The 12,585-nt window shown below is 39.0% G+C and carries 11 protein-coding genes; 4 read left to right on the top strand and 7 right to left on the bottom strand.

Annotated features, from left to right (window positions below):
- Window positions 1–4: 4 nt before the first annotated feature.
- Genes tssR through ACQY77_RS11760 form a run of 4 tightly spaced genes read right to left on the bottom strand, consistent with a single transcriptional unit; the run spans window position 5 to window position 4,465 of the window.
- Window positions 5–2,380: a type VI secretion system protein TssR domain-containing protein gene (gene tssR / locus ACQY77_RS11775; protein WP_421941948.1), complete on the bottom strand. Its 2,376-nt coding sequence runs from the start codon at window positions 2,378–2,380 to the stop codon at window positions 5–7.
- 46 nt (window positions 2,381–2,426) lie between these two features.
- Window positions 2,427–3,413: a PKD domain-containing protein gene (locus ACQY77_RS11770; protein ID WP_421941949.1), complete on the bottom strand. Its 987-nt coding sequence runs from the start codon at window positions 3,411–3,413 to the stop codon at window positions 2,427–2,429.
- A 32-nt stretch (window positions 3,414–3,445) separates the two neighbouring features.
- Window positions 3,446–3,934: a type VI secretion system TssO gene (gene tssO, locus ACQY77_RS11765; RefSeq protein WP_421941950.1), complete on the bottom strand. Its 489-nt coding sequence runs from the start codon at window positions 3,932–3,934 to the stop codon at window positions 3,446–3,448.
- Window positions 3,935–3,943: 9 nt separating this feature from the next.
- Complete coding sequence (locus ACQY77_RS11760; protein ID WP_421941951.1) at window positions 3,944–4,465, bottom strand: hypothetical protein; 522 nt, start codon at window positions 4,463–4,465, stop codon at window positions 3,944–3,946.
- Between the two features lie 189 nt (window positions 4,466–4,654).
- Between ACQY77_RS11760 and ACQY77_RS11755 the strand changes: the two genes are divergently transcribed.
- A complete protein-coding gene (locus tag ACQY77_RS11755; protein WP_421941952.1) occupies window positions 4,655–5,089 on the top strand; it encodes a GPW/gp25 family protein in 435 nt (144 codons plus the stop codon).
- Between the two features lie 26 nt (window positions 5,090–5,115).
- Window positions 5,116–6,990 carry a hypothetical protein gene (locus tag ACQY77_RS11750; protein ID WP_421941953.1) on the top strand — a complete coding sequence of 625 codons (1,875 nt, stop codon included), beginning with the start codon at window positions 5,116–5,118 and terminating at the stop codon, window positions 6,988–6,990.
- 1 nt (window position 6,991) lies between these two features.
- Here ACQY77_RS11750 and ACQY77_RS11745 read toward each other — a convergent pair whose 3' ends face one another.
- A complete protein-coding gene (locus ACQY77_RS11745) occupies window positions 6,992–7,930 on the bottom strand; it encodes a type VI secretion system baseplate subunit TssG (protein WP_421941954.1) in 939 nt (312 codons plus the stop codon).
- Between the two features lie 117 nt (window positions 7,931–8,047).
- Between ACQY77_RS11745 and ACQY77_RS11740 the strand changes: the two genes are divergently transcribed.
- The gene (locus tag ACQY77_RS11740) at window positions 8,048–8,941 is read left to right on the top strand and encodes a TssN family type VI secretion system protein (protein ID WP_421941955.1); all 894 of its coding nucleotides are present in this window, start codon (window positions 8,048–8,050) and stop codon (window positions 8,939–8,941) included.
- 24 nt (window positions 8,942–8,965) lie between these two features.
- Window positions 8,966–10,105 (top strand): hypothetical protein, encoded by a 1,140-nt coding sequence (locus ACQY77_RS11735; RefSeq protein WP_421941956.1) that lies wholly within the window; start codon window positions 8,966–8,968, stop codon window positions 10,103–10,105.
- A gap of 326 nt (window positions 10,106–10,431) precedes the next feature.
- On the opposite strand, the gene ACQY77_RS11730 is transcribed toward ACQY77_RS11735, so the two are convergent.
- Window positions 10,432–11,319, bottom strand: a complete 888-nt coding sequence (locus ACQY77_RS11730) for a glycerophosphodiester phosphodiesterase family protein (protein WP_421941957.1) — start codon at window positions 11,317–11,319, stop codon at window positions 10,432–10,434.
- Window positions 11,320–11,420: 101 nt separating this feature from the next.
- On the bottom strand, window positions 11,421–12,452 hold the full coding sequence (locus ACQY77_RS11725; RefSeq protein WP_421941958.1) for an adenylate/guanylate cyclase domain-containing protein: 1,032 nt from the start codon (window positions 12,450–12,452) through the stop codon (window positions 11,421–11,423).
- Window positions 12,453–12,585 lie beyond the last annotated feature (133 nt).

Here is a 12,585-nt window from a genome sequence, read left to right as displayed (position 1 = left end):
ATCCTTAATTGGTTTTAGACGTTGCCGCCTGGTTAAAATTATTTTCAGTGATGTAGTAATAAGTCTTTCCGTTCGATAAGAATTGCTGCTCAATCTGTGTTGCGCGTTTAATTTGTTGCACCGATTGGCTAAGTAGCTTAACATAAGCTTCAAATTGCTCTAATGGCATTTTTGAAGTGTTTTTCAGGTCGGCAACGGTATATTGTGCAAGCATCTCATTATTAACCGGAAGGCCGGTTACCAGTTTGATGTAATTGGCCAGTGTCATCGATTTTACCTCCCCAGATGAGACATTTAAACCGAGAAGCTGCTTAGGCATTTTGGTATAGTTTTTAACCAGCTTACTTCTGAAGGAGGACTGGTCTTGCTGTAGGTTTTCTCCCAACATGATAGAGAATACATCAACAATTTGTTTGTATTCCATATTGTTCAGCACAATTGCATATTGCAGAGCATTGCGGTTATTTTTAACCACATCGCCAGCCAGATTCGCAGTTGTATAATACTTAAAAGCATTATGAGGCATATGGTCGGCAACATCCTCAGCAACAGGTTGTGGTAAACGGCTTTCTACACCAGCAGATAAGTTTTTACGGGAAATTCCGGTCAGTCTGAAAGCACTGTCTAAAGAACTGATCTGGGTATAAATATCCATACCCGTTTGTTTTACAAAACGGCGTAGCGCAATGGTCATACTCTGATTTGAATTCACTGTACCTTTGGTTGGGAACACCACGCCTCCTTGTATTAAGCTATTGGCAGGGTAGTCCAGATAGTAAGAAATTGAGTCTTGTAAGCTGGTGTTGTAAGGCTGGAAATTCTTTAATCCCTCGCCTTTTACCATGGTATTTTTACGGTATTCAGCAGAGCGGATGGCAGATTCTGATACCAATTTGCGCGATTGGATAACGAAGTTGTTAAATGATTGATCGAAATCACTATATACCTGTAAGGCTAATATCCGGGCATCTGCAAGGGCAATCTGTTCACTTAATTCATTGATAAGGTAGTTGTTGGTTCCTCCAATATTGCCTGTACTTCCCACTAAAATGATCAGGTTAGTTTCATTCTTTTTGGTTTTAAACAGGTTTAACCCGGCTGTTATGGAAGCAAAAATTGGCTGATCAGTAATTTCGCCATTGCATTTGTCGGTATTTTTTGCCTGATTGCCTAGAAAAGTCATCAGCTCGCGGTAATCATTTTGAATGGGTTTTACAAAAATGCCCGGAACCGAGCAACCCCCATTGCCGCGGTAAACTACTCCACCGTAACTCACTTGCGTTCCTTTGCCAAAATCGTTTAGAATACGCTCAAATGAAGAAATGGTATTGGTCATTCCGGCAAAATATTTGGTCATGGCACTACCCCCATCAACAATGAATACAACATTAACCTTATTCTTGTTTTTGCGCAGATTTAAGTAATCCTGATAAGAAAGAGCCGAGCCGTTAATGGTGAGGAGTTTATTGTCTTTTTTGTTGTAAACATCTTCTGCAATGCCAATGGCATATGTTCCATCATTATCGGCAATTACAGGCGTACTGCGCAGGATGATGTTTTCACGTTGCAGAAGGGGATCTAAAACAAAATTTCCAGCACCACTCAGGCCTTTTTTTAAGGCCAAAGTGGTAGTGTCATCCTGATCAAAGTTCCCGGGTTTTGTGGCAGTAATATATAATCTGTCGCCCCAGTTATGTATCGCATCTGCCGAAACCCAGCCATAAATACTTTTTAATGCGGTGTCTGCAACCAGCTGGTCATCTGCGCCAATGAGGTATTTCTTGCCATCTTCCGATTTTTTAAAAATGTAAGCAATTTCGTGCAGGCGTATTTTAGTTCTGCGGTCTTTTAACTCGGGTGTGTTGTAAACCAGGATTGAATCGGTTGTGTCGTAATAAAATTTAGGCTCGGTTAAAGGATTTTTTCCATTAATAATGCCAATCGCTTTCTCGGCATAACCTGTTTTCTGGTTGGAGAAAGCCCTTTGCCAGAGCAGGAGTTTTGATTTAGGAATCCAGCCATAGCTGATGGCACTTTTTTTATCGTTAATTTTTCTTCCCCTGATCATACCTGCTTTATACTTGATCAGTTTTAAATAGCCATTTTCTTCTTTCGATACATAGAAAGGCTCCATGAAGTTGAGCTTTTTCATGATGAGGCTTCCGCCCGGAGCGGTGGTTGTGTAATTGTCGTCCCGATCAGAGAATACAATCCAGGGTAAACTGCTGCTGCTGGTATTTTCGTTTACATTTATAGCTTCGGAGGGCTTTTCGTAAGCCTTGGGCATGTACTTAACCTTTTTTCCGAAAGATGCCGGCGATTGTGCCTGCGCATAGAATAAGGTTAATAACAAAAGCGAGAGTGCATAATATTTTTTCATAGGGTAGGTAACTAAGCTTTTAACTTATAGGATGATTCTGTAGATCTTAATTGGGTTTGGTTGCCGATTCTGTTGTAGCCGCCTGTGCTGGTTGGGCCGGCTGGGCCGTTGCCGAATGTTGTTTGATATTAACTAAACTCGCGCATGATGAGTTAGGTTTGATGGTCAACTGAGCCTCATCTATCGCAATTTCTCCGCCAAATGTTAAGCCCATACAATAGGAATAAATATCGGTTTGCTTTTTCTTGCCATTCATTTCTACGTTTACAGTAACCTTCTCGTTGCTGCACATGTATTTGTTAATGAGGTAATAATAGTTAGCGTTGAAATCTGCGCCATTGGCGATTGCCTGTAAACGGGCCCGAATATCGTCGATAGTTTTACGTTCCCCATCCCCAGGGGCTACCAGGTCCTGTACAATTTCTGCGTTCGGATCGGTAATGAAAATGGTGTGGTAAACAGGGCGCGGACTTTTATCAGTTCTCAGGCGAACAATATATTTACCAGGTGCCCTATAGGTGTAGAGAGCTGTTTTTCCCTTAACATCAACTCTGCCGGTTTCGCCGAATGACCATTCGAAATTTTTCCCTTCACCATCGCCTTCTAAGCGCACTTCTTCATTTACTACGCCTGCAGTTGGGCCACTGATGGTTAGCACACTGTCTATTACAGTTTTAATGGTATCTCTTACATTCACAGGAAATTGTTCCTTCAACTCTCCATCTACGGTTAAACGGACAATGTATGACCCTGGTTTATTGTAATGATAAGAGCCGTTTTGTGTGGTAGCTTTTTCGCCGTTTCCGAATTCCCAAAGCCATTTAGATGCCTTGCTGGTATTGTCTGTGAAAACTAAATCTTCATTAAGGTAAATCTCATCTTTAAGAATCCGGGCATCAATGGCTCTTTTTTCGAATAAGGAACTCTTAAATAAGAAAATTAGTCCGGTAAGGAGTAGTACGGCTAAAAGGATGTACAAAATAACATAGCCCTGAGAATTGGAATTTACTTGTTTGGTGTTTGTATCTGTCATGGGGTAGCGTTTTTTATAGGTTGATTTATTTTTTATTGCCCTGCAGACATGGTTTGTTGAAGCTGTCTGCGGGAAATGACACAATCATCGAGATTTCTTTTCAGGCCTTCTATATCTCTGAGATTGCCTTTCATTTCCTGCTTATCAAAAAACAGAATGTCATAGAGCTGGGAAGTTTGAATAAATGTTTTGTATCGAATATCAGAAGCCCTTCTTTCGTAAGCTGCTTTGATGGAATTTAGTGAGTTCTGAATATCACTCCTTAAAAAAACAGCCTGAACATTGGGATCAAAGCGCACAATCTGTTTATAGGTACTGTCAATGGTTGGCATGGTTTCCTTTACCATATCCTCAAAGGCCTGGTTTTCACCTATTTTTATTTCGAGATCTTTTTTCGAGATTTCATAGCGGGATTTGGCGCTATAAAAGATTCCGAAGCTGAGTAAGCCTACAGTGAAAAGAAACAGCGCCATAAAGAATAAAAATTGTTCTCTTCTTTCTTTTAAACTTAGTTTTATCATAGCGGTACGTTAACGGCCATATCGGCCACTTCTAATTCTTGATGCTGCGGTTCGGTTGGCTTTAAGACAGTTTTCAAGCTGATCTCTGTAGCTTTCTATACTGTACCTGCTGGTAAACAAAGAATCTTGCAGGTTCGCCATGGCGCCTACATTATTGTTTAGTTTCTCATAAAGATCAAAACTCAAACCAGATTCGGGCTTCTTTGCAATGAGGTCTTTGATTTTGTAGTTGGCGTTCTGAATATCTTCTAAAAGGATAGCCTGTTTGCTCAACTCATTGGCATTATAGCTTCGATATCTGGATAGTTCTTTAAATCGGAGTAAAATCAGGTCGAAATTAGTGTTGATTTCTTTTCTCAGAGCGGATAATCGCTCGGTTTCCTTAACTTTTTGATCAAGCAAGGTGTATTCCCGGTCTGATGCTGCAAAAAAAAGATAAATGCAGAAAATAGAGAAGAGACTGAGAAAAATAAAATGTAGGATAAATCTGGTATAAGACTTTTTAATTTCGAGCGCATTAATTGGTTTCATAGGGATGTTTATAGGTTATTTCACATAGTATTTATGATTAATCTTACAACACGAATAAATATTTAGCCACAAACTTTTTTCGATTAATCATGTTCTATAACAATTTTTAATTTCTGTTGTTTGATTATTAAAACGATTTTTTTTATTGATTTTAATTATACTTTTAACAAACTTTAAGCCAAAAATCACATGTCTGTAAATTTTTACCATAAGCCATTTCGATTTAACTCGTTATTTTCAGGCGCTGATCTTCAGGTAACTGACCTTGGAAAGTCGATTTCAAATCACCTGGAACTGATTATTTTTACCCGGTATGGCGAAAACAGGCACAACCATAATTTTGGTTGCGAAATTTGGGATCTCGACTTCGAACTCATCGTTAGTGAGAGCTTGTGGGAGGAAAAATTTCGTAAATCATTACTGAAGTCCATTACCGAATATGAAACACGGATTTATCAAACGGAGGTTGAAGTACGTATTGCTGAAGTTGAAAACGTATACCCTCTTCGTAAGATTACAGAGATTAAAAAAAAGGTTGATATTAGTGTTCGTGGTCTAATTAAAGCTACCGCTGAAAAATATTTTTTTAATATTGCCTTATTTCTCAGTCCACTTTCCACCTAATCGTTAACGCCCCAAATATCCTACACATGAAGCCCGTATTTTATTCATCTAAAGATGAAATTCGCAATAGAATTTTAAAAAATGCAGAAGATTTCTGGAACATAAAAGATAGTAACGAATTCGATCCTTTGGTTAAGCTAATTATTGAAGCACTCAGTAATGAGCTTTTCAATGTTTCCAATGATGTGAAGAATCTGGAGAATCGAATCTTCGACAAGATCAGCAGGATCTTAGCCCCTGGGCATTTAACATCTGCGCTCCCGGCCCATGCAATTGTTTATGCCAAACCGGTAGAAAAAGAAGAAATCCTGAGCCCCTTTACACAGTTTTATTTCAAAAAGAATATCCAGGTACCGGATGATGATAAAGGTAGAAATAAAAAGGTTGATGTTTTTTTTAGCCCGCTGCACCATGTTAAGTTGAAGAAAATAGAACTGAGTTATATTGCCACAGGACATACCATTCAGAAGATAGAACAATTAAATAAGCTTCAGCACTTTACAGCCATCGGTGCTGCCCGTCTTCCTGAAAACACACTTTACATTGGTTTAACGGGTTTGAATAACCGGATGGATCTGAATAGACTGAATTTCTTTTTCGACTGGAAAAATTATGCGGTTCCGGAAAATGCTTACGATTTATTATCGCTTAGTAAATGGGACTTTCAAGGTAACGCCATTCCGGTTTATACCGAAAGATTTATGGATGAACCTCAATCCGGTGCTCAACAAGGAGTATTTCAGCATAAACAATTGCTAAATCTGATTAAGGCTGATGTTCTCCAGTTCTACAACAATAGGTTTTTAACGTTGGGCGATCTCAATGATTTTAATATACTTGAGCAGGAGCGTTGGCCAGAAGCGTTTACTTCAGTTTTCCAGCAAGCCAATCTCAATCAGCTGGGTGAAGTCAAATGGCTTAAGGTAACTTTTCCGGCAGCCATTACAGCAGATATGCTAAGCGAGCTCCACATTGCCATTAATGCTTTTCCTGTGGTTAACAAAAAACTGAGTCAGGTAAAGCACCGCCTAAAAACGATGAACAATGTAATTCCGGTGAAGACCGAAGATTTGGAACAAATGCTGGCAGTAGAAAGCTTAAGGGATAACCGGGGGAAACGCTATAATGAAATTCCGTATACCAATGAAAATGAAAAAGGAGATGGCTCATTTTCTGTTCGTTATGGCGGTACAGAGCGTTTTGATACACGCAATGCGAAAGAGTTAATGGACTACCTTTTTGAATTGTTGCGAGATGAAAAAGCTTCGTTTTCGGCTTATGGTCCGGATTTTTTAAGCACAGTTTTAAGGAGCCTGGAGCAAAATATAGCCTTAATTGAACAAAAAAGCAGATCGGCGCTTAAAGCCATAAAAGACTTGCCAAGCTATATCATTCTGAAGCCTTTGGATGATGCAGACATTGTTTTTCTTGATATTTGGGTAACACAGGCGGAAGATGCAAATAAGATTAGCGCAGGCAACAGGCTTGCTGTTTACGATTACCAGAAACTAAATGCAGACGGTATTTTCCTGCTGACACCTACTTTGGGTGGTCGTTCTAAGCTGAACGCTACCAATAGTGTTCAAGCTTATAAATATGGGTTAACAACCGCAGACCGGGTAATTACCAAGGCCGATGTGCTCAATTTTTGTAAATATGAATTAGGCGAAAAAGCACTTTTTATTACATTGGCAAAAGGTTTGGTAATGGATGCCAAGCCAAATGCAGGTTTTGTTAGGACAACCGACATTATCGTTGAGCCGGCACCAGGCGTAAAGCTAAGCGCCCAGGAATGGGAGGAACTACTGGCTTTAACGGTTGCCAAACTTAGGCTGAGGAGCACCATGAATATTCACTATCGAATGATGCTTAAAACCTTAAATTACAGCAATGTTGACTAGTTTATAAGAAAACGGTATATCCTAGAAATACATTTTCTCCATCATCAGACAGAACGCTTTCCTGATAATCGCTGGCCGTGATGAGATCAATGTCTATTTCTGTATCCATCGGGATGAGGTAGCTGAGTGCCATGTCCAGAATTTCGCGATTCTTTTCTCCCGGCATGAAGCTTATCAAATTGTGGGGTGAGCTGGGTCCGATATTAATGCTGATGGATTCGTTTTCTGGTATAAAATCTTTACCAATAATGGTGTCTATGCCTAAAGCACTCTTTCCCAATTGCATTTGTAAGCCATCGGCAATAGGCAAAGGTTTTGGGCGTTTATGGTTAGAAATAATAGTTATAGATAAATTAAATAATGCACTTAAAACTTTAGAGGTAAAATCTATATCGTTTCTTTTTTGTTGAATTTCTGGTAAAAGGTGCATCCAGATAATGCTTTGTTCTTTGTTTAGTAAGCTGAATTCTTTCCAGCTGTATTCGAAAATCTGATTTAAGTTGCCGTAAGTTGTTTTTTTATCGAGCTGGTTTTCGTAAAGTTCTGTAATGATGCGGGCGTGGTTAAGTTCGGCATCAAAAGGACTGAAAAACAGACGGGCTTGTTTTTCTTCTTCCCTCCGTTCTCTGATATCCTTAATCATTCCTTCTTCATCCATTCCGGAACTTCCGCGGGGCGGACGGTGGAATAAACCTTCGGGCAGCATATCATAAAGTCCTTCCCGGTTAACAAGAATTCGGGTTCGATCCTGAAGGCGTTTCTCTGAAAAGTACTCAACAGTATCTTCGATTTCCTTGGCATATGCCCGCTTATCGGCTCCAATAGGGATAACCTCAATCCGGTCGGCGTCTATTACCCTTCGCTCAATTAAATCTGCAGCATGCGCAACAGCTTTATAATCAGTAAACAGCTCATTGTTAACTTGCTTTCCTTTTTTCATTTAAACTTTAAGCTTGCTTCTTTGTTATAGGTTAAATTTACATTATCGAACAAACAATGCATCAAAATCATTTCTTAAAGATACTATATTTGTAATACATCATACCTAATTCTAACAATGGACGTTCAATCATTTTTTATTCGTTATCTTCTATTTCCCTTAATTTTTCTGGTATCTACCGTGGTACTTACCATCATCAACAAAAAAAATCAGTTCTTAAACAACAAAAAACTTATTGTAAGTGTTCTGCTAACCGGAATTATTTTAGCTATTCCGGGATTTTTGGGATTTCTTAATTTCAATTTTATGCCCTGGGGATATATAATGTGCTGTATTTTCTATCTGTTAACAGGGATACTATATGTTTTTCTGCTCACTAAGTATTATGCAGGTCCGCTTATTGAGCGGAAAGTGTTCATTTTTTTTGGAACATTAGTCGCGGCTATTTTATCTCTCTACCTTTTTCAATTGGCTTTTAATTGGCTTAGCGATGTTAATTTTGGCTGGTGGGGCGCCGGTAGTATTACTTGTTTTTTTGTGCCGCTTATTTTTTGGTGGGCTTATGTCTCTTTACTTCAAATCCCATCAGAAATTTATAAGGTTTGGAAATACCCTGATACACCACTGGACATCAATATGGATCATGTAGATTTTAATAAGTTGCTGGTTTTAGAACTTGAGCTTTACAAGAAAAGTACGGATCCGGAACCTTTGAAAGTGAAGGTAAAAGCCCCGGAAAATATGAACTTTGGTATCTGGTTTCACAAATTTATAGACGACTATAACCTGAAATTTGCCAAAAACCCTGTTGAGTTCAGAGATGAGGAACACGATGGATACAGGTGGATATTTTTTATAAAAACATCTTTCTTTAAACGCAATATATTTATCGACCCGGATTTGGATATTACCCAAAATGGAATCTCTGAGAAAATGACCATCTATGCAAAAAGGGTATCTGAAAACGTTAATGTACCTAACGAGGTAGGCGAAAGCGCTATTTTTATCTAAATCTAACCTATAAAAACATTTACTATGATTAAACCGCTGAGATATAGATCGATCAACTGGATCAATGGAATGAAGCTCTCCAGCGATCATTTTACATTAAGTGATCTCTACTTGCAGGATTTTGTGAGAGATGCCGTTTCGCTACACTTAAACAATAGCAATTATGGTTTTTTGCCACCTTTTGCAGGCTATAATAGTTCTCATGATATAGAGATTATCGAGAAAGCAACTAATCACATTGAAATCCGGGTACGGTATTGCAATGCCATCACGCCAGAGGGATGTCACATCGATATACAACAGAGCGACACCATGGATAACCTGGTTCACAATCATTATTTTGGCCAGTCGGAGCCAAGAAATTATGCCATTTTATTAGTTGTCAATCCTTTTAACCGGGTGCCAGCCGGAACACCCGATCCCGAGGAGAGCCCTTTACGCTACCCTGAGTTGGCTAAAGCCTACAGCATTGTTGTTCTCCCTGAAAATGAAATTGCTGGTCAAATGCCTGATAATTATTTTTTAACAATAGGCCAGGTTTATCATGAAAATGGGCGGTTAACTATAAACAGGAGTTACATTCCTCCAAGTTCCACCATAACCAGTCATCCTGCACTGATCCGGTACTATGAAAGTTTCAGCATTTTATTGAACGAACTGCAGTTAACATCATTTAAAATTATAGATAAAACCGGGGGACGTGATAATATTACCCAACTGGGAAAAAATATCAGGATTATATCGGAAAAGATTGTAGATTTTATTGCGACCATTTTTTATGAATATCGCAATATCGCCTATAAAGAGTCACCCAATGTTTTGGTAGGTTATTTTTCGAGTCTGGCGCATATTTTTTTCACGGCAATCAAATTGATCGATCCAAAAGAGAGAGAAGAGCTCCTTAAATACTTTTATGAATGGAAGGATGTTACTCCGGGTAATTTCGAAGAGTTGTTATCCAAAACCATTGAGCTGGTGTATGATCATAAACAGATTAATCAATCCATGCTGATGGTGAATGAATTTTTAACGGTGCTTGTTGCGCTATGGAATAAATTAGCGGCACTGGAATATATCGGTCAACGGAAAGAAAACATAGTAGTAGCCGAGCAGCAGGTAGTACAACAGGTGCAGGCCAGAAAAACCTGGACCTTACTGGATTAGGATTACATTTTTTAATTAATTGCCTGTGCAGGCTATGTAGGGCCGCCATTTTACCCTTGCATTTTAGAAAAAGGTATGGCGCTTAAATTTTGATGGCTTCGCCTGTATCTGCTGCATTATAATTACATGCTGTGATGGAATGATGGAGAAGTGTGTAAGTCTTTGTGCTTTGGTGGTACTACACAACCAAAGTAGTCACTAAGGCACAAAGAACACCAGACTCTTCGCTAAAATGTGTTACCTTTAATGTAAAGCTGGTAACTACTGCTTTTTGCCATAGTTTTTAATAAAATCACCCAGCTTGTTCAACGTTTCAAAAAGTTCGATTATTTAATTGCGGCCGCAACCTCAATCGGTAAGTCAGACTCTAAAATATCAGCGCCTTGAGCGAAGGTTTCGCGGTAATGTCTGGCCCGTTCTTCTGGAGTTTGAAGTTTGTCATAGGTAGGCGCTGCGGAGATCATGCACATCACGCCTTTGGCATGCAGCAAATCAAAAAGTATTTTATTTTCAGGGGTATTTTCTGAACCAATATAAGCAATCATGCTCGACCAGGGAATGCCGGCAGCTTCATACTCCTCAAAAGCTTTTTGAGTTTTAACAAAGGCAGAAAACATCACCCTGGTATTTTGCTGATAATAAAATTTGGCCTGTTTGGCATTGTGTACGGTAATCATAATCACTTCATTTTGGCATTCTCGAAGGATTTTAGCAGTCATCTCCATGGGTACATCCTTTTTATCGAGATTCACAACGGTTTTACCTTTACTCCAGTTGATTACTTCTTTAAGTGTGGGTATTTTATAACTGGTTATCTGCCCTTCAGGATCTTTCAATCTCAATTGCTGCAGTTCTGCATAGGTATAATCAGATACCTTTCCGGTGCCGGTAGTGGTTCGGTCCAATGTGGCATCATGCATCAATACGGCTATACTGTCTTTGGTTAACCGGGGATCGATTTCAAAAAAAGCAGGCGTATATTTAAGCGTATTTTCGAAAGTAGCAATACAGTTTTCAGGAAAGCCTTTAATGGTTCCGCCACGATGGCCACTGATAACGGGCGTGCTTTTACCTTTATACCTGAAAAACTCCTTTAAGTCTTTAACGTCTTTAAGCTGTAGGGTTTTTAATTGCTGGGCAGTGGCATGTTGATTAAACAACAATAAACTAATTGCAAAAAACAGGGCGAAGCTGGTATTTTTTAGAATCTTCATATCAGATGTGATGTAAATGAGCAGACTAAATTAAGCATTGATTATTAAGAAAATATTAAGGTTAAAAAGGTTGAATGATAGCATCATTTAACTTCCATTAACTACACTAAAACCTTTACTGCTACCAGTGACATCTCTTTTTCTTTACCTCGTAATTTAATACTGCCTAGTGGTTCGGTACTGTAATTTTGACTCAGATGAAGTTCATCCATTAAATCTAGAGATACAATTACCTCTTGCTGAAATTCTTTGCACATTCCCTGAATTCTTGAAGTGGTATTGAGCACATCGCCTGAGTAGGTAATATCTCGTTTAATGATGCCCACTTCTCCAGCAATTACTTTTCCGCAGTGTATCCCCGCTTTAAATTCAGGCTTAATGTGGTAACGATCAAAATATTTTGTGTTTAAGCTATTCAGTTGTTCTTTGATATCAAAAAAGCACTGTATACATTTATTATTTGCTATTCCATCGGCATAGCGCCAGGCAATGACCACCTCATCACCAACATATTGATAAATTTCTCCTTTGTTATCTAAAATGGGGTTGGTAATATCGGTAAACAGGTCTTTCAAAAGCTCATGGTAACGTTTATCACCCAGGCCTTCTGCTATGGTAGTAGAAGAATTAAGGTCAAGGAACATAAATATCCTGGATTCGACCTTCGGAGTGTTGTATTTTCCGCGGATAATGTCCCAAAAAATTCCCTGCCCGAATTTGCTGTTAACCTGGAGCAATAATTGTGTAACAGATACAACTATTGCCCATGCAATGCCATTTTTTTGCAAACGTTTAACATCTCCCATAGATAACTGTACCAGAATTTCATTTACCAGAAGAATGATGCACAGGAAAGAAATGGCTACAATAAAAAAGGTATAGGCATAGGGTTTGTCGCGGTATTTAACATTCACAAAAAATACCAAAAGGCTTCCACCTAAAAGTGCACCAAACAAACCTATCACCATGTTGAGTAATATTGAGCCCGACAGCGAATATCCGGGAGCAAAGCCCAGCGAGTGGGTGGTTTGGAGTACGAAGTGTTCATAAACAGCAATCAGGGCTCCGATCATCATCCAACAAATGATGATAACGAAAAGCTGTTTAAGCTTATACTGCGTTCGGCGGTTCATTTTAAGCAATTTGTACTTTCGGGCGATGATGTTTTAGTAAAGATAATGAAATGTTGTGGCTTGCGCATTCCTGTTTTTTAACCCTATAAGTTCTGGCAGAAATCAGTGCTTGTTTCAATATTTCTTCATCATA

The sequence above is a fragment of the Pedobacter sp. genome, from assembly GCF_965279535.1.
Lineage (GTDB): Bacteria > Bacteroidota > Bacteroidia > Sphingobacteriales > Sphingobacteriaceae > Pedobacter.
The sequence above is the reverse complement of the archived record's forward strand: the minus strand, read 5'-3'. Positions and strand labels throughout refer to the sequence as shown.

Coding starts and splice junctions, on each gene's coding strand:
- tssR (WP_421941948.1), bottom strand. CDS start 2,380: ATGAAAAAATATTATGCACTCTCGCTTTTGTTATTAACCTTATTCTAT.
- ACQY77_RS11770 (WP_421941949.1), bottom strand. CDS start 3,413: ATGACAGATACAAACACCAAACAAGTAAATTCCAATTCTCAGGGCTAT.
- tssO (WP_421941950.1), bottom strand. CDS start 3,934: ATGATAAAACTAAGTTTAAAAGAAAGAAGAGAACAATTTTTATTCTTT.
- ACQY77_RS11760 (WP_421941951.1), bottom strand. CDS start 4,465: ATGAAACCAATTAATGCGCTCGAAATTAAAAAGTCTTATACCAGATTT.
- ACQY77_RS11755 (WP_421941952.1), top strand. CDS start 4,655: ATGTCTGTAAATTTTTACCATAAGCCATTTCGATTTAACTCGTTATTT.
- ACQY77_RS11750 (WP_421941953.1), top strand. CDS start 5,116: ATGAAGCCCGTATTTTATTCATCTAAAGATGAAATTCGCAATAGAATT.
- ACQY77_RS11745 (WP_421941954.1), bottom strand. CDS start 7,930: ATGAAAAAAGGAAAGCAAGTTAACAATGAGCTGTTTACTGATTATAAA.
- ACQY77_RS11740 (WP_421941955.1), top strand. CDS start 8,048: ATGGACGTTCAATCATTTTTTATTCGTTATCTTCTATTTCCCTTAATT.
- ACQY77_RS11735 (WP_421941956.1), top strand. CDS start 8,966: ATGATTAAACCGCTGAGATATAGATCGATCAACTGGATCAATGGAATG.
- ACQY77_RS11730 (WP_421941957.1), bottom strand. CDS start 11,319: ATGAAGATTCTAAAAAATACCAGCTTCGCCCTGTTTTTTGCAATTAGT.
- ACQY77_RS11725 (WP_421941958.1), bottom strand. CDS start 12,452: ATGAACCGCCGAACGCAGTATAAGCTTAAACAGCTTTTCGTTATCATC.